General features: G+C 43.9%; 18 protein-coding genes. 11 read left to right on the top strand and 7 right to left on the bottom strand.

Annotation, left to right across the window (positions count from 1 at the left end):
- Positions 1–6: 6 nt before the first annotated feature.
- The 5 genes from N482_RS10210 to N482_RS10230 all read right to left on the bottom strand — a co-directional run bounded on the left by N482_RS10210 (position 7) and on the right by N482_RS10230 (position 5,961).
- Positions 7–1,146 carry an enoyl-CoA hydratase/isomerase family protein gene (locus N482_RS10210; protein WP_063376936.1) on the bottom strand — a complete coding sequence of 380 codons (1,140 nt, stop codon included), beginning with the start codon at positions 1,144–1,146 and terminating at the stop codon, positions 7–9.
- Complete coding sequence (locus N482_RS10215; RefSeq protein WP_063376937.1) at positions 1,146–1,922, bottom strand: enoyl-CoA hydratase; 777 nt, start codon at positions 1,920–1,922, stop codon at positions 1,146–1,148. The genes N482_RS10210 and N482_RS10215 overlap by 1 nt, the downstream gene beginning before the upstream one ends.
- 10 nt (positions 1,923–1,932) lie before the next feature.
- Entirely contained in the window at positions 1,933–3,090 is a 1,158-nt protein-coding gene (locus tag N482_RS10220; protein WP_063376938.1) for an acyl-CoA dehydrogenase family protein, read from the bottom strand.
- 128 nt (positions 3,091–3,218) lie between these two features.
- Positions 3,219–4,709: a CoA-acylating methylmalonate-semialdehyde dehydrogenase gene (locus N482_RS10225; protein ID WP_063376939.1), complete on the bottom strand. Its 1,491-nt coding sequence runs from the start codon at positions 4,707–4,709 to the stop codon at positions 3,219–3,221.
- A gap of 73 nt (positions 4,710–4,782) precedes the next feature.
- On the bottom strand, positions 4,783–5,961 hold the full coding sequence (locus tag N482_RS10230; RefSeq protein ID WP_063376940.1) for a thiolase family protein: 1,179 nt from the start codon (positions 5,959–5,961) through the stop codon (positions 4,783–4,785).
- Between the two features lie 356 nt (positions 5,962–6,317).
- Between N482_RS10230 and N482_RS10235 the strand changes: the two genes are divergently transcribed.
- The 10 genes from N482_RS10235 (at position 6,318) to N482_RS10280 (ending at position 18,241) form a co-directional block, all read left to right on the top strand.
- Complete coding sequence (locus N482_RS10235) at positions 6,318–6,713, top strand: MerR family transcriptional regulator (RefSeq protein ID WP_023400459.1); 396 nt, start codon at positions 6,318–6,320, stop codon at positions 6,711–6,713.
- Between the two features lie 98 nt (positions 6,714–6,811).
- Positions 6,812–7,987 (top strand): isovaleryl-CoA dehydrogenase, encoded by a 1,176-nt coding sequence (locus N482_RS10240; RefSeq protein ID WP_063376941.1) that lies wholly within the window; start codon positions 6,812–6,814, stop codon positions 7,985–7,987.
- A gap of 11 nt (positions 7,988–7,998) precedes the next feature.
- Positions 7,999–9,606 (top strand): carboxyl transferase domain-containing protein, encoded by a 1,608-nt coding sequence (locus N482_RS10245; RefSeq protein WP_063376942.1) that lies wholly within the window; start codon positions 7,999–8,001, stop codon positions 9,604–9,606.
- Between the two features lie 9 nt (positions 9,607–9,615).
- Positions 9,616–10,398, top strand: a complete 783-nt coding sequence (locus N482_RS10250; RefSeq protein WP_063376943.1) for an enoyl-CoA hydratase-related protein — start codon at positions 9,616–9,618, stop codon at positions 10,396–10,398.
- A 10-nt stretch (positions 10,399–10,408) separates the two neighbouring features.
- On the top strand, positions 10,409–12,352 hold the full coding sequence (locus N482_RS10255) for an acetyl/propionyl/methylcrotonyl-CoA carboxylase subunit alpha (protein WP_063376944.1): 1,944 nt from the start codon (positions 10,409–10,411) through the stop codon (positions 12,350–12,352).
- Between the two features lies 1 nt (position 12,353).
- The gene (locus N482_RS10260) at positions 12,354–13,262 is read left to right on the top strand and encodes a hydroxymethylglutaryl-CoA lyase (protein ID WP_063376945.1); all 909 of its coding nucleotides are present in this window, start codon (positions 12,354–12,356) and stop codon (positions 13,260–13,262) included.
- Between the two features lie 34 nt (positions 13,263–13,296).
- Positions 13,297–13,995 carry a CoA transferase subunit A gene (locus tag N482_RS10265; RefSeq protein WP_063376946.1) on the top strand — a complete coding sequence of 233 codons (699 nt, stop codon included), beginning with the start codon at positions 13,297–13,299 and terminating at the stop codon, positions 13,993–13,995.
- Between the two features lie 10 nt (positions 13,996–14,005).
- Positions 14,006–14,668: a 3-oxoacid CoA-transferase subunit B gene (locus N482_RS10270; protein WP_063376947.1), complete on the top strand. Its 663-nt coding sequence runs from the start codon at positions 14,006–14,008 to the stop codon at positions 14,666–14,668.
- Between the two features lie 313 nt (positions 14,669–14,981).
- On the top strand, positions 14,982–15,830 hold the full coding sequence (gene htpX, locus N482_RS10275; protein WP_063376948.1) for a protease HtpX: 849 nt from the start codon (positions 14,982–14,984) through the stop codon (positions 15,828–15,830).
- 416 nt (positions 15,831–16,246) lie between these two features.
- Entirely contained in the window at positions 16,247–18,241 is a 1,995-nt protein-coding gene (locus N482_RS10280; protein WP_063376949.1) for a methyl-accepting chemotaxis protein, read from the top strand.
- Positions 18,242–18,259: 18 nt separating this feature from the next.
- Here N482_RS10280 and arsJ read toward each other — a convergent pair whose 3' ends face one another.
- Both arsJ and N482_RS10290 read right to left on the bottom strand, forming a co-directional pair.
- Positions 18,260–19,468 carry an organoarsenical effux MFS transporter ArsJ gene (gene arsJ, locus N482_RS10285; protein WP_063376950.1) on the bottom strand — a complete coding sequence of 403 codons (1,209 nt, stop codon included), beginning with the start codon at positions 19,466–19,468 and terminating at the stop codon, positions 18,260–18,262.
- Positions 19,469–20,482 (bottom strand): ArsJ-associated glyceraldehyde-3-phosphate dehydrogenase, encoded by a 1,014-nt coding sequence (locus N482_RS10290; RefSeq protein WP_063376951.1) that lies wholly within the window; start codon positions 20,480–20,482, stop codon positions 19,469–19,471.
- Positions 20,483–20,753: 271 nt separating this feature from the next.
- Here N482_RS10290 and N482_RS24805 point away from each other — a divergent pair, with 271 nt between their 5' ends.
- Positions 20,754–20,912: a hypothetical protein gene (locus N482_RS24805; RefSeq protein ID WP_155730558.1), complete on the top strand. Its 159-nt coding sequence runs from the start codon at positions 20,754–20,756 to the stop codon at positions 20,910–20,912.
- Positions 20,913–20,921: the final 9 nt, after the last annotated feature.

Genomic DNA, 20,921 nt, shown 5'->3' on the forward strand with positions numbered 1-20,921 from the left:
ATTTCCTTACATATCCGCTAATGGGTGGTTTTCTTCATTCCATTTTGGTTTAAAGAACCCTTCAATTACATCAATTTCTACATCATTAATAGATTTAAAGCGCCAATTTGGTTGGCCATCTTTATCAATTAATAAAGCGCGCACACCTTCTTGAAATTCACCAACCTCACCACAGTGAACGGACATTGTCAGCTCATGTGAAAAGCAGTCTTTTAAAGATTTTCCGGCTAGGCGCTTCAATTGCTCACTCACTACCACAGCACTAATTGGAGAGCCATGTTTTAACCCAGCTTGCGCTTTGCTTAACCATTTATTCTCGCTGTTATCAATCGATAGAATATGATCAATTTGTGCAGATAAATCGGGGAGTTCTACTAAGTGGGCGATATCTTTCGCAAGTGGCTTAAGCGCACTATTAGGTAAAGAGTGGGCACCGTCTTCGATTGAAAGAAGTAACTGGGTTAACTTGTCGTGGTTTAGCACATTGGTTTTACCCCAATTCACTTCACGCAAATTATGAAGCAAGATGTCAAAGTGATCAGCATTGATGAAGTGATCTGCAAGGCCTACTAACTTTGCGTCATTCGCATTCACAGAGGCACCTGTCAAACCCAAGAATAATCCCATACCCGCTGGCATTTTATTCAAGAAATAAGAACCGCCCACATCAGGGTATAAACCAATCGTAATTTCAGGCATAGCAATACGCGAGGTTTCTGTCACAATTCGGTGACTAGCGCCTGCCATTAGGCCTAATCCGCCGCCCATAATTATGCCGTTGCCCCAAAGTAAAATCGGCTTATCGTAATTATGTATTTGAAAATCTAGGCGGTACTCTTCACTAAAAAACGTTTCCAGATAATTGTTGCCGTCATTTGCAGCCATCGAATTATACAAGCTAACAACATCTCCGCCTGCACAAAATGCTTTTCCACCTTCGCCTTTGAGCACAACCATAGCAATGCTGTCATCATTGGCCCATGCAGTTAACTGCGGTGTAAGTAGACGGATCATATCCAAGTTAAGCGCATTCAACGCTTTTGGCGCATTCAAGGTGGCAATAGCCACCTTCATGTCATTATTACAGTGCGCCAATTGGAACACGACCGGCGCGTCTTCTTGGTTTAGTAACTGTAATTCTACCATTAGCGATTCACCCAGTTTGCTTTGCGTTTTTCTAAGAATGCATTTACGCCTTCTTTTTGGTCTTGCGTATCAAATAGCGTTACAAACAGCTCTCGCTCAAGCGGTAGCGCGCTATCAATCGTGCCTGTGCGACCTTTTTGGATAAGTGATTTACACGCTGTAACAGCCACAGGGCTTTGATCTTCAACTTTCGTAGCCAAGGCAAGTGCAGCTTCAAGCGCCTGACCTTGCTCAACCACTTCTTCAACTAGCCCTATTTTCTCTGCTTTATCTGCTTTTAAACGCTCACCACATAAAATCATGCGCTTAGCCCAGCCTTCACCCACTAACCACGCTAGATTTTGTGTACCGCCAGCACACGGAAGCAAGCCCACTTTCGCTTCGGGCAGCGCCATTTGTGCCTGAGTTTCTGCAATACGAATATCACAAGCAAGCGCCACTTCTAATCCACCACCCATAGCGAAGCCGTTAATTGCAGCAATTGAGACACCGCGAAAGTTGCTTAAAGTCTCAAATGCTTCACCGAAAACGCGTGACATATCAGCAGCAACACCCTTGTCACCATCAGCGAATACATTCAAATCAGCGCCGGCTGAGAAGAACTTTTCACCTTCACCGGTAATAATCAGTGAATAAATTTCTTTATCCCCATTAAGTTCATTTACCAACTCTTTAAGACCAGCTAGCGTGTCTCGCGTCCAAGTATTTGCTGGTGGGTTAGACATCGTAACAATTGCAATGTGACCACGTTTTTCAAGTTTTAATTGTGCAGACATTTTTTGCTCCTTATAAAACGCTCGCAGCGCCTTCAGCTAAAATTCGACGGGCAATGATCACTCGCATGATCTCATTCGTGCCCTCTAAGATTTGGTGAACGCGCACGTCACGTAAATGGCGCTCGAGAGGATATTCTTTGATGTAACCGTAACCACCATGGATCTGAAGTGCATCATCACACACTTTAGTCCCTACATCAGTCGCAAAACGTTTGGCCATTGCACAGTAGGTGGTTTTTTCAGGGTCATTGCTATCAAGTTTAAACGCAGCCAAACGAACCATTTGGCGTGCAGCAACAAGCTCTGTATTCATGTCAGCAATTTTAAACTGTAACGCCTGAAATGCAGCCAATGGTTTACCAAACTGCTGGCGTTCTTGCATGTATTCTTTTGCTGTATTAAGTGCCTGTTGCGCAGTGCCAATTGAGCATGTCGCGATATTAATACGGCCACCGTCTAAGCCCTGCATTGCAAACTTAAATCCTTCACCTTCTTTACCCATTAGGTTCGCAGCAGGAATTCTGACGTCTTCAAATGTAATTAAACGAGTTGGCTGTGCGTTCCAGCCCATTTTCTCTTCTGCTTTACCATAAATCACACCAACTGCATCAGCAGCTACAACAAACGCAGAGATCCCTTTAGGGCCGTCTTCACCAGTGCGGGCCATAACAACCAATACATCGGTTTCACCAGCACCTGAGATAAACATTTTCGACCCGTTTAGGACATATTCGTCACCTTCTAGTACGGCTTTGGTTTTAAGTGAAGCAGCATCAGAACCGGATCCTGGTTCCGTTAAGCAGTAGGACGCGAGTAATTCACCCATCACTAGTTGGTCCATGTACTGACTCTTCACTTCTTCAGTACCAAAGCTTGCAATCATCCAAGTCGCCATATTGTGAATCGTCAACATAGCAGTCGTTGCGGTACAGCCCATTGAAAGTTGCTCGAAAATGATGCTTGAGTCTAAGCGAGACAAGCCAAGGCCGCCGGCCTCTTCTGGTGTGTATAAACCACAAAAACCCAGCTCACCAGCTTGTTTAATCACGTCCTTAGGGAAAATATGCTCTTGGTCCCAGCGAGCAGCATTTGGTGCGAGCTCGGTCATTGCAAATTGGTAAGCGGTTTCAGCGAATGCCTGTTGATCTTCATTCAGATTAAAGTCCATAAAAGACCTCTCTTTGTTGTCATACCAAGTGATTCAAATCACTTGTTTTTATTCTTGTTGCACCTGACAGCGTCAGGCGGTACTACTAAAAACCCAGCATAGGTACTGGGCTTAGGGATATTGCAGAATTAACGAAGGTTAATACTCATGTTCGGGCCTGTTACTGCTTCATCAGCAAACCAGCGAGATGTAATGGTCTTAGTCTCGGTGTAGAAACGCACGCCTTGTTTACCATAAGTGTGAACATCACCGTAGAATGAATTTTTCCAGCCAGTGAATGAGAAAAATGGTAGTGGCACAGGAATTGGGATATTGATACCAACCTGACCAACTTGAATTTCTTGCTGGAATTTACGAGCAGCAGCACCGCTTGCGGTAAACAATGAAACACCGTTACCGTATGGGCTGTTGTTAACAAGCGCAATAGCTTCTTCTAGCGTGTCAACAAATACACAATTTAATACTGGACCAAAGATTTCTTCTTTGTAGATGTCCATGTCTGTTGTCACATTGGTAAATAATGTGGGACCTACCCAGTTGCCGTTTTCATAACCTTCAACTGTAAAGTCTGAGCCATCAAGCAAACAGGTTGCACCCTGTTGTTTTCCTGATTCGATTAAAGACAATATACGAGCTTTGGCGGCAGTTGACGTCTGAGGGCCATAAGCAGCTTCAGGGTCATTCCAAACACCTGGGCGTACGTTTTCAAGACCAGCCTTTAAATCATCAACCCATTCTTGAGATTTGCCCACAAATACAGCAACCGAAATGCCCATACAACGCTGACCTGCAGCACCAACAGATGCCCCCACTAGGTTGTTGATTGTCTGTTCTTTGCTTGCGTCTGGCATAATTACCATATGGTTTTTAGCGCCTACACATGCCTGAACACGTTTTAGATTTTCAGTGCCTTTACTGTAAATGTATTGTCCTACACCACAAGAGCCTACGAACGATACAGCACGAATTTCAGGTGCTTCTAAAATTTGGTCTACCTGATCTTTACCACCATGAACAACTTGAAGCACCCCCTTTGGTGCGCCTGCTTCTTCGAATAATTCTACTAAGCGCATTGGTGTCAGAGGGTCTTGCTCAGATGGCTTAAGAACAAATGTGTTACCGCATACGATTGCCATTGGGAACATCCACAATGGGATCATTGCTGGGAAGTTGAATGGCGTGATACCCGCACATACCCCTAAAGGTTGAATGTAAGAGTAAGTGTCGATGTTACGCGCGACATTTTCAACAGTCTCACCCATCATCATTGCAGGCGCGTTAGCTGCTTGCTCAACTACTTCAATCCCACGCCAAACATCACCTTTAGCGTCTTCAAACGTTTTGCCAAGTTCATGACAAATGATGGTAGCGATCTCTTCTTGGTGCTCTTTTAATAGCGCAGCATAGCGCATCATGATGCGAGCACGCTCAGGTACTGGCACGTTTTTCCAAGTTTGGAATGCTTCTTGAGCAGAGTTAATTGCTGCCTGTACTTCTTGTGACGTTGCGCAAGGTACCTGTGCAAGTACTTCTTGATTTGCTGGATTAACGACGTCTAACCATTTGTCAGACTGCGACTGTGTGAATTCACCGTTGATGTATAATGGTACCTGGTGCATTTTGCACTCCTCCCCAAATAAACTGAAAGTAGCGCCGCGTTAAAATTTAGTATAGTTACGGCGCTTTGACGATTTAAACTTCTACTGCTACTGCAACCGCCTCACCACCACCAATACATAGTGATGCAATACCTTTTGATAGGCCACGATTGCGAAGTGCGTGAATAAGTGTAACTAAAATTCGGGCGCCACTTGCACCAATTGGATGACCTAATGCACATGCTCCGCCATTGACGTTAACTTTTGCGCTATCAAGTTTCATTTCATTGATAGCAAGCATAGTTACCATGGCAAATGCTTCATTTATTTCCCAAAGGTCAACATCATCTTTTGACCAACCAGCTTTATCTAAAAGCGAGTTCATCGCGCCAACTGGTGCAATTGTGAACTCTGCTGGAGCTTGAGAATGTGTCGTATGTGCCACAATCTTACAAAGTGGTGTTAAGCCGTGAGCTTTCGCTTCTGACTCACTCATTAAAAGAAGTGCCGCCGCGCCATCGGAGATTGATGAAGAGTTAGCAGCCGTAATGGTGCCATCTTTTTTGAACGCAGGGCGTAACGAAGGAATTTTTGCAGGACGCGCATTACCTGGTTGTTCATCGATAGTTACTTCAACATCACCTTTACGTGTAGAAATGATGTGTGGAATAACTTCATTGTCAAAACTACCATTTTCAATTGCAGCATTGGCTTTACTTAGTGAATTCAGTGCGAACTCGTCCATATTTTCACGAGTAATGCCATACTGATCTGCAGTGTCTTGGGCAAAGCATCCCATTGCTTTTTTATCATATGCATCTTCAAGACCATCAGCCATCATGTGATCTACTACTTGACTATGGCCCATACGCATACCGCCACGAGCATTTGGCATGAAATATGGCGCATTGGTCATACTTTCCATACCACCCGCTACTGCTGATTTAATGCTACCAGATTTGATTAGGTCATGTGCAAACATCGCCGCTTTTAGACCTGAACCACACACTTTATTGATAGTTGTTGCACCAGTAGAACGAGCAAGGCCCGCATGTAACATCGCTTGGCGCGCAGGTGCTTGGCCAAGTCCTGCTGGTAATACACATCCCATGATAACTTCATCGATGCTGGCATCCGATAAACCAGTATCATTCATTACAGCTTTTATTGCAGTTGCACCTAAATCAGTTGCTGCTGCACCTGAAAGGCTCCCCATAAAACCACCCATAGGTGTACGTTTTGCTGCTACAATGACTACGGCTTCGTTACTCATTTAAAACTCCTGTTAACAAGCAAATAGCTTGCTTTTAGTAATCTATTACGTCGAGCATACCTAAAATTTACGTTTACGCCAACGTAAATCTAAAATCAAGCATTTTGCGTTTATTAAAAATGTAAAGTTTACTTGCACAGTTATCTTGCCACGGTGGCATTTTACTGCGTATTCCCTTGCTATATCCGATGTTGAAGAGCAATTTAACAAAGCATATAGTGCCTTATGCGAGCTAAAAGTAGTTCAAGATCCAGATTTTGCATATGCGACTAAAGCATGATGCAAAAACGACACTTTACCTTTACGTAAACTTCACTTATATTGGTCTAATCAGTTTCGAATTAAGTGTGTAAATAATGCAAGACACCAATAAAGAACCAACCTACTCAATAAGCGAGCTCGCTAAAGAATTTGACATTACCACACGAAGTATTCGTTTTTATGAAGATCAAGGATTACTTTCACCAGAACGTAATGGCCAAACCCGAATATATTCAAAAAGGGACAAAGTTCGTCTCAAACTTATTCTGCGCGGGAAGCGACTTGGTTTTACGCTTGCCGAAACTGGTAGATTGTTTGAGTTGTATGATGCAGACAAGTCCAGCGAAAAGCAGCTACATACAATGCTGCAACTAATTGAAGAAAAAAAAGCAGATCTTAGCCAACAGATGGATGACATAAAAGTCGTATTGATGGAACTTGTCACTGCCGAAAGACGCTGCTTAGATACACTAAAAGAATTACAAGACTAATTATTAGACAGTAAGTGTCTGTCCGGAGTGGCTTTATCAATCACACTCCGGTTCCCAACTGGGGACGAAGTACACAATCTCACACAGGATGACAACAAATGAGCACTGTATCATTATATAAAGAATTGAATTTTGGACTTGGCGAAACAGCAGACATGATCCGTGATCATGTAAATAACTTTGCGACTAGTGAAATCGCGCCACTGGCTGAAAAGACAGACCAAGAAAACACTTTCCCAAATGAGATGTGGCCAAAATTCGGCGAAATGGGTTTACTTGGGATTACGGTGCCAGAAGAGTTTGGCGGCGCAAACCTGGGCTACCTTGAGCATGTCATTGCGATGGAAGAAATAAGCCGTGCAAGTGCGTCAATTGGTTTAAGCTATGGCGCACACTCAAACCTGTGTGTAAACCAAATTAACCGCAACGGTAATCAAGCTCAAAAAGAAAAGTATTTGCCAAAGCTTATCACTGGTGAACATATTGGCGCACTGGCTATGAGTGAGCCAAATTCAGGTTCTGATGTTGTTTCTATGAAACTAAAAGCTGAGAAGAAGGGCGACAATTACGTCCTCAACGGCAATAAAATGTGGATCACAAATGGTCCAGATGCAGATGTTTTTGTTATCTACGCAAAAACTGAGCTAGATGCCGGCCCTCGTGGTATTACTGCTTTTATTGTAGAACGCGACTTTCCTGGGTTCTCTACTGCTCAAAAGCTAGATAAATTGGGCATGCGAGGCTCCAATACTTGTGAGCTGGTTTTCGAAGACTGTGAAGTGCCAAAAGAAAATATTCTTGGCACTTTGAACGAAGGCGTAAAAGTACTTATGAGTGGTCTAGATTACGAACGCGTTGTGCTAGCTGGTGGTCCACTGGGCATTATGCAAGCTTGTATGGATGTCGTTGTACCTTATATCCATGAGCGTCAACAGTTCAACCAATCAATCGGCGAATTCCAGCTTGTTCAAGGTAAAATCGCAGATATGTATACGCAAATGAATGCTGCTCGTTCTTATGTATATACCGTAGCAAAAGCATGTGATCGTGGCGAAACAACACGTAAAGATGCAGCGGGCGTTATTCTATATGCTGCCGAACTAGCCACCAAATTAGCATTAGATGCAATTCAACTTCTTGGTGGTAACGGTTACATCAACGAGTACTCAACTGGTCGCTTACTACGTGATGCAAAACTTTATGAGATTGGTGCCGGCACCTCAGAAATCCGTCGCATGCTTATCGGCCGTGAGCTATTCAACGAAAGCCGCTAAGGAGAATTGGCATGACAGTATTAAATACATCGATTAATACGCATGACCAACAGTTTAAAGACAACCATGACGCGATGGCGTCATTGGTTGCTGATTTAAACGATAAGGTCGCAAACCTTAGTCAAGGTGGTGGTGAAGCACTCATCGCACGCCACCAAAGTCGCGGAAAGCTATTTGTCCGTGACCGTATAGACACCCTGCTCGACGAAGGCTCTCCATTTTTAGAAATTTCACAATTTGCAGCGTTTGGTGTGTACGAGCAAGACATACCTTGTGCTGGCGTTGTTGCAGGCATTGGCCGTGTTAAAGGCGTCGAATGCATGATTGTAGGTAATGATGCAACGGTGAAAGGTGGTACATACTTTCCATTGACCGTTAAAAAGCATCTGAGAGCACAAGAAATTGCCGAGCGTTGCCACTTGCCTTGTATCTACCTTGTCGACTCTGGTGGTGCAAACCTACCCGAGCAAGATGAAGTATTCCCTGACAAACTTCACTTCGGGCGCATCTTTTACAACCAAGCGCGCATGTCGGCAAAAGGTATACCGCAAATTGCGGTAGTAATGGGCTTGTGTACAGCTGGCGGCGCATATGTGCCAGCGATGGCAGATGAAAGCATCATCGTAAAAGAGCAAGGGACAATTTTCTTGGCTGGTCCACCTCTTGTTAAAGCCGCCACTGGCGAAGAAGTGAGTGCTGAGGACCTTGGTGGTGCTGATGTCCACTGTAAAGTATCCGGCGTAGCCGATCACTATGCAGAAAATGACGAGCATGCGCTCTCCATTGCTCGCCAATGTATTGAAAGGCTGAACCACCAACGCCCCACCCAACCTATTCTAAAAGACGTTAAACCACCCAGATATGATATCCGTGAAGTTTACGGCATTGTCGGAACAGATCTCAAAAAGCCCTTTGATGTCCGTGAAGTGATTGCACGCATTGTAGACGACTCTCAATTTGACGAGTTCAAACGCTATTTTGGTGAAACCCTAGTTACTGGGTTTGCAGAGATATTTGGCCGTCCGGTTGGTATTGTGGCCAACAATGGCATTCTATTTTCTGAGTCTGCACAAAAAGGTGCTCACTTTATTCAACTTTGTGCGCAACGTGACATTCCACTGCTGTTTTTACAAAACATCACAGGGTTTATGGTTGGCCAGAAATATGAAGCCGAGGGTATCGCAAAGCATGGTGCCAAGATGGTAACTGCGGTGTCTTGTGCAGACGTACCTAAATTTACCGTTTTAATCGGTGGCTCATACGGCGCTGGAAACTACGGCATGTGTGGTCGAGCATACGAGCCGACCATGATGTGGATGTGGCCTAACGCGCGTATTTCAGTAATGGGTGGTGAGCAAGCCGCAGGCGTATTGACACAGGTTCGTCAAGATGGGTTAGCACGCAAAGGCATGAGCATGAGTGATGAAGAAGTCATTGAATTCAAAAAGCCAATTGTTGAACAGTACGAGAAACAAGGTCACCCATACTATGCGAGTGCACGACTCTGGGATGATGGCATCATCGACCCAGCCGAGACACGAAACGTATTGGGATTAGCGCTAGAGGCTGCTGCTAATGCACCGAGCAAAGAATCTAAGTTTGGTATTTTCAGAATGTAGGGGGCGTACATGTCTGTCACTTTAAATATTACAAAAAGCAAGGTGGCGATTTTAGAATTAAGTCGCCCTGAAAAACATAATGCATTCAACGCAGAAATCATCGCAGAACTCATCAAAACAATTGAGTACGCGAATGAACTCGACGTCAGAGCTTTAGTTTTAAAGACACAAGGTAAGCACTTTTCAGCAGGTGCAGATTTGGCCTGGATGAAGTCAATGGCGGATAACAATTATGAAGAAAACATCGCCGACTCAATGGAGCTTGCAAAGTTAATGCACGTGCTGGCCAGTTCACCTCACCCTACACTTTGTTTAGTGCAAGGAGCAGCATTTGGTGGGGCGCTGGGCCTAATCGCATGCTGTGACATTGCGGTAGCGACAAGCGACGCAAAGTTTTGCCTAAGTGAAGTTAAGCTGGGACTTATTCCGGCAGTTATCAGCCCATACGTCATCAAAGCTATTGGAGATAGACAAGCACGCCGTTACTTTTTAACAGCTGAGATATTTAAAGCTGAAAAGGCCCTTGAACTAGGTTTAATACATGAAATTGCCGATGACCTAAGTCAAAGCGAAACTCACTTTATCGAAGTGTTGCTTAATAACGGGCCAATGGCTGTGAAAAGTGCGAAGTCACTGATTGACGAAGTTGCGGGTAAACAGGTTGAAGCGTCTCTGATTGAACATACAGCTAAACGTATTGCAAAGATCCGTGTTAGTGAAGAAGGGCAAGAAGGCCTCAGCGCCTTTCTTGAAAAACGCGCACCCAATTGGCAACCTGCCACAAGCGAATAAGGAGTTCAGCATGTTGAAAAAGATTTTAATCGCTAACCGTGGTGAAATTGCTTGTCGTGTTATGCGCACTGCAAAACGATTAGGAATGAGCACTGTCGCGGTCTACTCAGACGCTGACGCAAATTCACTTCACGTACAAAATGCGGACGAAGCTTACTGCATTGGCGCAGCTCCCAGTAAAGATTCCTACTTGGTTAGCGAACGTATTTTGGAAGTCGCAAAACAAAGTGGTGCAGATTGCATTCACCCAGGTTATGGTTTTCTTTCAGAAAACGACGCCTTTGCTAACGCATGTGATGATAACAATATTGTTTTTGTGGGTCCGCCTGCGAGTGCCATTGAAGCTATGGGTTCGAAAACTCGCGCAAAAGAGATCATGGCACAGGCCAGTGTGCCTCTAGTACCTGGCTATTACGGTCAACAGCAAGATACTGAATTTTTAACTGCCGAAGCCGAGAAAGTTGGTTACCCTGTACTCATCAAGGCGGCTTTTGGCGGCGGTGGTAAAGGCATGCGCGTAGTGAGAAGCGCGGATGAATTCCTCAGTGCACTGGAAGGTGCTAAACGTGAGGCGCTCGCAAGCTTTGGTAACGACCTAGTTTTGTTAGAACGCTTTGTTGATAAGCCTCGTCATGTTGAAGTACAAGTATTTGCAGACAATCACGGTAATTGCGTTTACTTAGGTGACCGTGACTGTTCGTTGCAACGTCGCCACCAAAAGGTAATTGAAGAAGCCCCTGCACCAGACTTGAGCGATGCACTTCGCAAAGAAATGGGTGAAGCGGCTGTGCGCTGTGCACAAGCCATAAATTATCGCGGTGCGGGGACTGTTGAGTTCTTGTTGTGTGGTGATGAGTTTTTCTTTATGGAGATGAACACGCGTCTTCAAGTAGAACACCCTGTAACAGAAATGGTGACAGGTCAGGACCTTGTAGAGTGGCAAATTCGCGTCGCCAACAATGAACACTTACCCCTTGAACAAGCTCAAATCACTTTACAAGGCCACAGCTTCGAAGCACGTATTTATGCTGAAGATCCAGAAGAGAACTTTATGCCCTACTCTGGCAATCTTGCACATTTGAGTTTCCCAGCCGCACAACGCGGTGTGCGCATCGACACAGGTGTTCAGCAAGGCGATGAAATCAGCCCATTTTACGATCCGATGATAGCTAAACTCATTGTTCACGGTCATGACAGGCGCACTGCCCTGCTTAAATTGCGTTCTGCTCTAAATGAAGTCCATTTAGCGGGCGTAAAAAGTAATATTGCGTTTTTGCATCACCTTGCGGAGCATCCCATCTTTATGGAAGGTGCACCTGATACGCATTTCATTGATACTCAAACGGATGAATTAACTGCCTCCAAAGCACCTAGCGATACTTTGGTATGTTTAGCAAGTATTGCTTATCTTGCACATAAACAGGCGACAAGAATGCAATCGCCATGGCAACAAGTTGGTTTCAGGCTCAATCAGCCTCGTAAACTCACCGTGCCATTTACTGAGTATTTTGTGGTCGCACAAGCGCAAGGTCACCATTGGCAGGTGCACTATCAAGATTTTGAACATCGTGTTGAAGCCAAACTTGAAGGCCATAAGCTTACGGCAAATATCGATGGCAAGCGCCTGATTGCAGATGTACTCATCAGCGAAACTGACATCACAGTCATGTACGGCCCATATCAGCACACTTTTGAACTCAAAACCAAGCACTATGTAAGTGAACATGAGCATCAAGAAGCGCCACTCGCAGCACCGCTAAACGGCACAGTGGTTAAGCATTTGCAAGAAATTGGCGCTCTAGTATCAAAGGGCGACCCTATCGTAGTCATTGAAGCGATGAAAATGGAATACACGCTAAATGCACCATTTAATGGCACATTATCGAGTTACTGTTTTGATGAGGGAGAGCTCGTCAGTCATGGGGCGATGCTCGCTATCGTAGAGGAAGCATGATATGCCAAATTATCCGACTCAAGTGAAAATTGTTGAAGTTGGCGCACGTGACGGCCTGCAAAACGAAGCCGCAGTTTCAACCGCTGACAAAGTGAAATTGCTCAATGCTCTCGCTGATGCTGGCCTTAAACACCTTGAAGCCGGCGCATTTGTGTCACCCAAATGGGTGCCACAAATGGCAGACTCCGCAGATGTGATACAAGGCTTAACTCGGCATGACCATGTTGAAATAAGCGCGTTAACACCTAACTTGAAAGGTGCCGAGTTCGCGCTTGCAAATAAAGTCGACGAATTTGCAATTTTTACTGCCGCAAGTGAAGCTTTTACTCAAAAGAACATTAACTGCTCAATAGAAGAAAGCATAGAACGCTTTCGGCCAGTCGTTGAACTTGCTCAAAAAAACAACATAAAAGTAAGAGGTTATGTTAGCTGTATCGCTGGCTGCCCATATCAAGGTGAAGTAGACCCAGAGCAAGTTTTATCGGTCTGTAAACAATTATTGGCACTTGGCTGCTATGAGATAAGCCTTGGCGATACGATTGGTGTTGGAACGGCAAATCAAATAGAAAACCTACTTAGCTTGCTACTCGAACATATCCCAACTCAAAGGCTTGCAGTGCATTTTCATGACACGTATGGACAAGCCCTAGCAAATATTCACAAAGCGCTTGAAATGGGGATCTCGACTATTGATAGCGCGGTCGCGGGGCTCGGTGGTTGCCCTTACGCAAAAGGCGCGTCAGGAAATGTTGCCACTGAGGATGTTATTTACTTACTCCAAGGACTTGGCATTCGTACCGAAATTGATTTAGAAAGGCTTGCAAAAGCAGGTTGGCAAATTTGCGATGCACTCAATAAGGCACCTGTTAGCAAGGTATCTTTAGCACTTAAAAATACCTGCCAATCTTAACAATAAGACAATATTGACAACGAGGAGTGGGCTAATGGCCGGTTTCGATAAAGTAGTTTCCAGCTACGCAGAAGCGATGGAGGGTCTTAAAGATGGAGACACCATCATCGCAGGTGGTTTTGGGCTATGTGGTATTCCAGAAGGTTTGATTGCTGAAATTAAGCGCAAGCAAACTAAAGAGCTGACAGTTGTATCTAACAACTGTGGTGTTGATGATTTTGGGCTAGGTATTTTGCTTCATGATCGCCAGATCAAAAAAATCATTGCGTCATACGTCGGTGAGAATGCCTTGTTCGAGCAACAGCTACTTGATGGCATCATCGATGTAGAATTAACTCCACAGGGTACATTAGCTGAAAAGATGCGCGCCGGTGGTGCAGGCATTCCTGGCTTCTACACCGCAACTGGCTACGGTACTCCCGTTGCAGAAGGGAAAGAAGTCAAAGAATTTGACGGTCGCCCGTATATTCTTGAAGAATCTATTACTGGTGAGTTTGCAATTGTTAAAGCGTGGAAAGCAGATCGCTATGGCAACCTTGTTTTCCGACACACTGCAATGAACTTCAACCCAATGGCAGCGACAGCTGGTAAGATTACTGTGGTAGAAGTGGAAGAAATTGTTGAGCCTGGTGAACTTGAGCCAAGCCAAATTCACACCGCTGGTATTTATGTCAATCGCGTTATCAAAGGCAACTTTGAAAAACGCATCGAACGTGTAACAACGCGCAAGTAAGGAGATCACCATGGCTTTAAATCGTGAACAAATTGCAATGCGCGTCGCGCAAGAATTACAAGATGGGTATTACGTAAATCTTGGTATCGGTATTCCTACTCTTGTCGCAAACTATGTACCGAGCAATATGGAAGTAATGCTTCAGTCTGAAAACGGCCTGTTAGGTATGGGTCCGTACCCAGTTGAAGACCAAGTTGACGCAGATATGATCAACGCGGGTAAAGAAACCGTGACAGCTGCTACAGGAGCAGCTATTTTTAATAGCGCGGAAAGCTTTGCCATGATACGTGGTGGTCATGTAGACTTAACGGTATTAGGTGCATTTGAAGTGGATCAGAACGGTAATATTGCATCGTGGATGATCCCGAAAAAGTTAATCAAAGGCATGGGTGGCGCGATGGACCTTGTCGCTGGCGCACAGAATATTGTTGTGACCATGACCCATGCTAGCAAACACGGCGATTCCAAATTACTTGAGTCATGCGCATTGCCATTGACTGGGGTAAATTGTGTGAAAAAGATTGTCACAGACCTTGCTGTGTTAGAAGTAAAAGATGGCGCATTTCATTTGCTTGAGCGTGCGCCAGGTGTTAGTGTTGATGAAATTATCAGCAAAACTGCGGGTAAACTTATCGTCGATGGCGATATTCCAGAAATGCAGTTTGCAGAATAGATTAATCAATATGGTCACAGACCTAGTCAATAGCTAGCATAAATGTACCGACCTCATTCCCAGTGCCAAAGGCGCTGAGTTACCCAAAATCCCTCGTAAGAGGGATTTTTTTTATCCTCCTTTCGTATCATAGGTTTATTTCAAAATAAGCCAAGTCGTTTGACGCACAATTGCACATCACAACATTTTGTAACACTTCCTCGTCATACTTACCCTTGAGAAACTCCGCACGGCCTCCATATTGGTAGTTGTGTGTTAAACGTTTTTTATCTAGCAAGAATAAAACTAGTAAGTAAACTTTAAAGAGGTGACTATGAAACGCGTGTTACTTTTCTTAGCGACAAACTTAGCCATCATGGTGGTTTTGTCCATTATCTTATCTATCCTAGGGGTCTCCTCTAGAAGCTATGCCGGTATGCTGACTATTGCTGCTGTATTTGGCTTTGGTGGTGCCTTTATCTCACTGTATATTTCTAAGTGGATGGCAAAGAAATCAACTGGTGCGTATGTCATCGATCAACCTCGCAATGAGACTGAACATTGGCTTGTGAGAACGGTCGCCGAACAAGCGCAAAAAGCGGGTATTAAAATGCCTGAAGTCGCAATTTACGACAGCCCAGAGATCAATGCTTTCGCTACAGGCCCTAGCAAGAATGACAGTCTCGTAGCTGTCAGCAGCGGACTTTTAGCGGGAATGAGTCAAAGTGAAGCTGAAGCTGTATTGGCCCATGAAGTGTCACATGTTGCAAATGGTGATATGGTCACACTGACGCTGATCCAAGGCGTTGTAAATACGTTCGTGATCTTTATTTCTAAAGTGCTTGCAAATATCGTTGACGGGTTCTTAAATGGCGATGAAGAAAGTGAAGGGTTCAGCTGGACATATATGATCTTCGATATCATATTCCAAATTCTATTTGGCTTCCTCGCTTCGATGATTGTGGCGTACTTTAGCCGTAAACGCGAATATGCAGCGGATAAAGGGGCTGCTGACCTTGTGGGTGCGCACAAAATGAAAGCAGCATTAGAGCGTCTTCGCAGCAATCAAGAATCGAAACTTGAAGGCTCAATGATGGCGTTTGGCATTGCTTCGGGTAAAAGTGTGATGGACCTTTTTGCTTCTCACCCTCCACTTGAGCAAAGAATTGCTGCATTGTCATAAATCACGATGTAAACATTTTGTATACACAATAACCAAAGGCCCACTCGGGCCTTTTCCAAGACGATTTACAATTAATTAAATTTAGTCATTTATCGCCACGTCATTTTCCCAAATCCGTTATAAAAAATAATATTGTTATACGACAAGGGCATATAGAGTTCGTAACCTTTACTTAAGTCGAAAGTAGCATTCAAACAAATCTCTTATAATTAAATCCAGTAAATACTACGTAGTATTTTTAAACAAAATGGCTTTATCCTCAAATTAAGGTTAAAAATTAACCTTAATTTAATTGTAATATTAATTTAAACCATACTTTTTGCGTGTATCCATACCGGGCCCATTTGTTTAAAATATGTAACTCATTTTATTGACATAATAGCAATATTAAATTTCACATAAGGTAAAAAAGAAGTATGCTAATCAAAACCCGATTACTCATTTCATTTATGCTTATTGGCTTAGTGCCAGCGGGCATACTCGCGATGATTTCACTGTGGACTGCGTCTTCGGCGCTTGAGGAACAGGCATACAATCAGCTCACATCCATTAAACACATCAAACACAAGCAAATCGATGACTACTTAACGGCTCGAAAAGGTGACTTGTCGGTCATCGCCAAAAAATGGCAACTGGTTGTCCAACAAAATTCAGGTCAAACTAACGCTCAACTCGCGCATAATTATCACTCTCTTTTCGACACCTTTATCAATGAAAAAGGGTTCTACGACCTGTTTGTAATAGAGCGTAACGGGTTGATAAGTTATACCGTTGCGAGAGAATCAGATTATCAGACGAACCTTATAACTGGTCCTTACCGAGATTCAGGTCTAGCAGATCTTTTTAACCGTGTAGTGACCTCAAATCAATTTGTGATTTCGGATTACAGCCCGTACGCCCCGAGCAACCAAGAACCAGCAGCGTTTATCGGTATACCTGTTGTGATTGATGGACAAGTCCATTCTGTCATGGCTCTGCAGCTATCTATAGATGCCATCAATGCTATTATGCAACAACGTGATGGTATGGGAGAAACAGGCGAGTCTTACCTTGTTGGTGATGATTTTCGCATGCGCTCAGATTCTTATTTAGACCCAATTAACCATACCGTTATCGCGAGCTTTGCAGGTACCGTTGCAGCCAATGGAGCAGACACTGAAGCTGTCAGAAAAGGGCTTCAAGGAATTTCAGATACTGAGATCATTATCGACTATAACGGTAACCCAGTACTTTCTGCATACCTCCCCTACACTTTCTCTGGTTTACAGTGGGTTTTACTCGCAGAAGTAGATAAAGCAGAAGCTTTTGCGCCTGTTCATAAGCTGTACTGGGTAATTGCAATCATCTTTGTATTCACGGTGTTAAGTGTTGCAGTTGCTACGGTGATAATTTCACGTGCCGTACTGCGCCCGTTGGGTGGAGAACCGACTGAAATGCGTATGATCAGTGAGCGTATTGCTTCTGGTGATTTACGTGAGAACTTTGGTTCAGAGCAACACGCTATTGGTGTTTACGGTGCAATGAAGCAAATGAATACTTATTTGACTAGCGTCATTGGCACGATTGTAGAAACCACCTCTCAGCTGGCCTCTACTGCGACACAAACAAGTGCCGCGAGCGAGCAAGCAAATGCAAGCTTACAAGAGCAGCATGCTAATATTGAGCAAGTTGCAGAAGCCATTCAGCAAACCTCTAATTCAATTGACGAAGTTGCGAACAATGCGCGTAATGTGGCTGATCTCAGTTTAGATGCTGAACAAACTTCTCTTTCTGCCAATCAGACTTTGCGCCAAACAGTCGCACAAATGGAGTCACTTAACAGTGCTGTTGAGAATTCTGAATCAGCAATTAAAGAAGTTGAATATAACACGCAAAACATCAGTCGCGTTATCGAGGTTATTCAAGCAGTAACAGAACAAACTAATTTACTTGCCCTGAACGCTGCAATAGAAGCCGCACGCGCAGGTGAGCACGGTCGCGGATTTGCAGTGGTTGCTGACGAAGTTCGGCAGCTTGCGCAAAAAACGCAGGCATCTACCGCGGATATTGAAACTATGATCGCTAATTTGCAATCTACCTCTCAAACCGCTGTATCTGAAATGCATGCATCAGCCGAAGCGACGAGAGAAACAATTGCGGCAGCAAATGACAGTGCGGCATTGCTAGAACAAAGCGTCAGCCAAATTAATCAAATTGCTCAGAGTGCTCAAACCATCGCGCAGGCGGCTCAAGAGCAATCTGCGACCACCGAGGAGATTTCGTATAATGTGGATTCTATTCGACAAGCCGCGATTGATAATGCCGCGGGTGCCGACCAAGTGACTTCTGCGAGTCTTGAATTAGACAAGCAATCAAAAACCTTAAAACAAGTTACTGCGAGTTTTAAACTGCCTAACAGTTTTGGCTCATAAGTAAAAAAGAGCAAGCGCTTAACTGCGCTTGCTCAATTCCATTGTAACCACACTCGCCAATACCAACATTGCGCTAGAAACGAGTAAGCACGCTTGTAATCCATATAGTTGAAACACCAACCCAGATAGTACAGTGCCTATCAGACGCCCCATCGCGTTGGCCATGTAATAAAAACCTACATCCATTGACACACCATCACTGTCTGCAATTTTCACGATTAAAAAGCTGTGCAGTGAAGAATTCACAGCAAACACGGCGCCGAAGACTAATAGACCACCGATTATAACCAGCTTTGGTTGCCATTCTAGCCATAACCCCAGCGCTAATAGAGCAGGAATGAATGACAATACTGCAACCCAATATAAGGCTTTTTTAAAGCTATTTCCTGTGTTTTTTGTGATTTTTGGGGCATATGCTTGCACAATTCCATAGGCGATCACCCAGCTAGCCATAAAGCCTCCGACCCACCAATGATCCCAACCAAAAGTTGACGCTAAGAATACCGGTAAGGCAATTACAAACCATACATCACGTGATGCAAACAAGAACATTCTCGCCGCAGCCAATAAATTTAGCTGTCTGCTTTTAGATAAAAGTTCACTGAATTTAGGTTTGTTCTTTTTCTTTCCTAAGTCTTGCTTAAGCAAAAATAAGCTCATCAGCCATGTAACGGTGAGCATAGCCGCCATGAACCACAGCGCGTCTTGAAAGCCTAGTAAACTGAGCAATAAACCGCCGAGGAAGAAGCCGACGCCCTTGAGTGCATTCTTAGAGCCCGTCAGAATTGCGACCCACTTGTACAAGGTACTGTCTTGCTCTTTAGGTACTAACAATTTTATAGCACTTTTAGCACTCATTTTATTAAGATCTTTTGCTATGCCCGACAAAGCCTGTGCAACCATCACATACGCGATAGACAACAATTGCTCATCAATTGCTAACATCGACACTGCAACAATCTGTAAAAACAACCCAATATTCATTGTTTTGTTAAGGCCTAGGCGGGCACCAAACCACCCTCCTAAGAGGTTAGTTACAACGCCAAAAAACTCATAAAACAAGAACAATGAGGCTATAGCCAAAGGGCTATAGCCTAACTGGTGAAAGTACAATACCACCAGCATACGTAGCGCGCCGTCAGTCAAAGTGAATGACCAATAGTTACCTGTTATGACTAAATATTGTTTTATTTCAGGTGACAATCTTGAACTGAGCGACTGAGTCATTTATTTACCCCAGCGCTTCTCTACAACTAGACGAACTAAGTCTGCCGTGCGATTTGCATAGCCCCATTCATTGTCGTACCAAACATATAGTTTCACTTGGGTGCCATTAACAACCATGGTTGAAAGTGCGTCGATGATAGCGCTTCTAGGGTCAGTCTTGTAATCAATAGATACCAGTGGGCGAGTTTCATAACCTAAGATACCAGACAGTTCGCTGTTTGCCGCTTGCTCCATCCACCCATTGATTTCTTCAACTGTCGTTTCATGACTTACTTCAAACACGCAGTCTGTTATTGATGCATTGGTTAAAGGTACCCGCACTGCGTGACCGTTTAGCTTCCCTTTTAACTCTGGGAAAATATGTGTAATAGCAGTCGCAGAACCTGTCGTTGTTGGGATCAAACTCGTACCGCAAGAACGCGCGCGACGCAAATCCTTATGAGGTGCATCGATAATAGTTTGCGTATTGGTGATGTCATGGATAGTCGTCATCGAACCATGTTTAATGCCAATATTATCTTGAAGCACCTTCACTACAGGCGCCAAACAATTGGTCGTGCAAGAGGCTGCTGTTACAATTTCATGATTTCGAGCATCAAAATCATGATGGTTAACGCCCATTACCACATTTAGGACGCCCTCTTCTTTAACCGGAGCAGTTACAACAACTTGCTTAACCCCTTGTGCAAAAAAGCCAGCAAGCTTTTGTTTACTTTTCAATTTACCAGATGCTTCAATAACCAAATCACACATTGACCAGTCATTTTCTGCCACGCTTATTTGTTGCGTCACTTCAATACGCTGATCATTGATCACCATATCGTTACCATCGACCAGCGCCTCGTGCGACCATTTGCCGTGAACTGAATCAAAGTTCATTAAATGTGCAAGAGTAATTGCATCGCCTGCAGGGTCATTGATTTTGACAATCTCTACTTCACTCGACTCCCACAGTGCGCGCATCGTTAAGCGCCCCATTCTGCCGAAGCCGTTTATTCCTACTTTTATTTTCATCTTATGGATACTCCAATTGATAATATGCAATGCTGTAAAGCACCAAATTTAGTCAAATATAAATCACTTTGCAGCCGATATTCTGCACCTAAGTACTCATTTTTTATCTCACCAAATATATGGTAAATCATATATTCGATTTTTCATATATACAACCCTATAAAAGTGAACCTTTTGTATTATTTTAGTTAATTTTATTTGAAATTTATTATTGGTTTGCTAACATAAAAATGGAAGCAATGAGTAAATGAAATCTTTAAAGGAGCTAATTATGAAGCTTAAAGTCAACAAAAGACCGCTAAAGAAACTCAATTTTGACAAACTACCGCTAGATAGAAAACTAACCCCGTTAATTGGAGGTGCAGGCTTGAGTAACGGCCCGACACAAGAGTGCGAATCGTATTATCACTGCGATTCGGAAACCCCTTAGTTCGCGTTA

Source organism: Pseudoalteromonas luteoviolacea NCIMB 1942 (genome assembly GCF_001625595.1).
Taxonomy (GTDB): domain Bacteria; phylum Pseudomonadota; class Gammaproteobacteria; order Enterobacterales; family Alteromonadaceae; genus Pseudoalteromonas; species Pseudoalteromonas luteoviolacea_A.

What these genes read in the sequence shown, in the direction of transcription:
- N482_RS10255 (WP_063376944.1), top strand. Translation starts at nt 10,409, where the DNA reads ATGTTGAAAAAGATTTTAATCGCTAACCGTGGTGAAATTGCTTGTCGT.
- N482_RS10270 (WP_063376947.1), top strand. Translation starts at nt 14,006, where the DNA reads ATGGCTTTAAATCGTGAACAAATTGCAATGCGCGTCGCGCAAGAATTA.
- arsJ (WP_063376950.1), bottom strand. Translation starts at nt 19,468, where the DNA reads ATGACTCAGTCGCTCAGTTCAAGATTGTCACCTGAAATAAAACAATAT.
- N482_RS10240 (WP_063376941.1), top strand. Translation starts at nt 6,812, where the DNA reads ATGAGCACTGTATCATTATATAAAGAATTGAATTTTGGACTTGGCGAA.
- N482_RS24805 (WP_155730558.1), top strand. Translation starts at nt 20,754, where the DNA reads ATGAAGCTTAAAGTCAACAAAAGACCGCTAAAGAAACTCAATTTTGAC.
- N482_RS10215 (WP_063376937.1), bottom strand. Translation starts at nt 1,922, where the DNA reads ATGTCTGCACAATTAAAACTTGAAAAACGTGGTCACATTGCAATTGTT.
- N482_RS10230 (WP_063376940.1), bottom strand. Translation starts at nt 5,961, where the DNA reads ATGAGTAACGAAGCCGTAGTCATTGTAGCAGCAAAACGTACACCTATG.
- N482_RS10220 (WP_063376938.1), bottom strand. Translation starts at nt 3,090, where the DNA reads ATGGACTTTAATCTGAATGAAGATCAACAGGCATTCGCTGAAACCGCT.
- N482_RS10210 (WP_063376936.1), bottom strand. Translation starts at nt 1,146, where the DNA reads ATGGTAGAATTACAGTTACTAAACCAAGAAGACGCGCCGGTCGTGTTC.
- N482_RS10235 (WP_023400459.1), top strand. Translation starts at nt 6,318, where the DNA reads ATGCAAGACACCAATAAAGAACCAACCTACTCAATAAGCGAGCTCGCT.
- htpX (WP_063376948.1), top strand. Translation starts at nt 14,982, where the DNA reads ATGAAACGCGTGTTACTTTTCTTAGCGACAAACTTAGCCATCATGGTG.
- N482_RS10260 (WP_063376945.1), top strand. Translation starts at nt 12,354, where the DNA reads ATGCCAAATTATCCGACTCAAGTGAAAATTGTTGAAGTTGGCGCACGT.
- N482_RS10225 (WP_063376939.1), bottom strand. Translation starts at nt 4,709, where the DNA reads ATGCACCAGGTACCATTATACATCAACGGTGAATTCACACAGTCGCAG.
- N482_RS10250 (WP_063376943.1), top strand. Translation starts at nt 9,616, where the DNA reads ATGTCTGTCACTTTAAATATTACAAAAAGCAAGGTGGCGATTTTAGAA.
- N482_RS10245 (WP_063376942.1), top strand. Translation starts at nt 7,999, where the DNA reads ATGACAGTATTAAATACATCGATTAATACGCATGACCAACAGTTTAAA.
- N482_RS10265 (WP_063376946.1), top strand. Translation starts at nt 13,297, where the DNA reads ATGGCCGGTTTCGATAAAGTAGTTTCCAGCTACGCAGAAGCGATGGAG.
- N482_RS10280 (WP_063376949.1), top strand. Translation starts at nt 16,247, where the DNA reads ATGCTAATCAAAACCCGATTACTCATTTCATTTATGCTTATTGGCTTA.
- N482_RS10290 (WP_063376951.1), bottom strand. Translation starts at nt 20,482, where the DNA reads ATGAAAATAAAAGTAGGAATAAACGGCTTCGGCAGAATGGGGCGCTTA.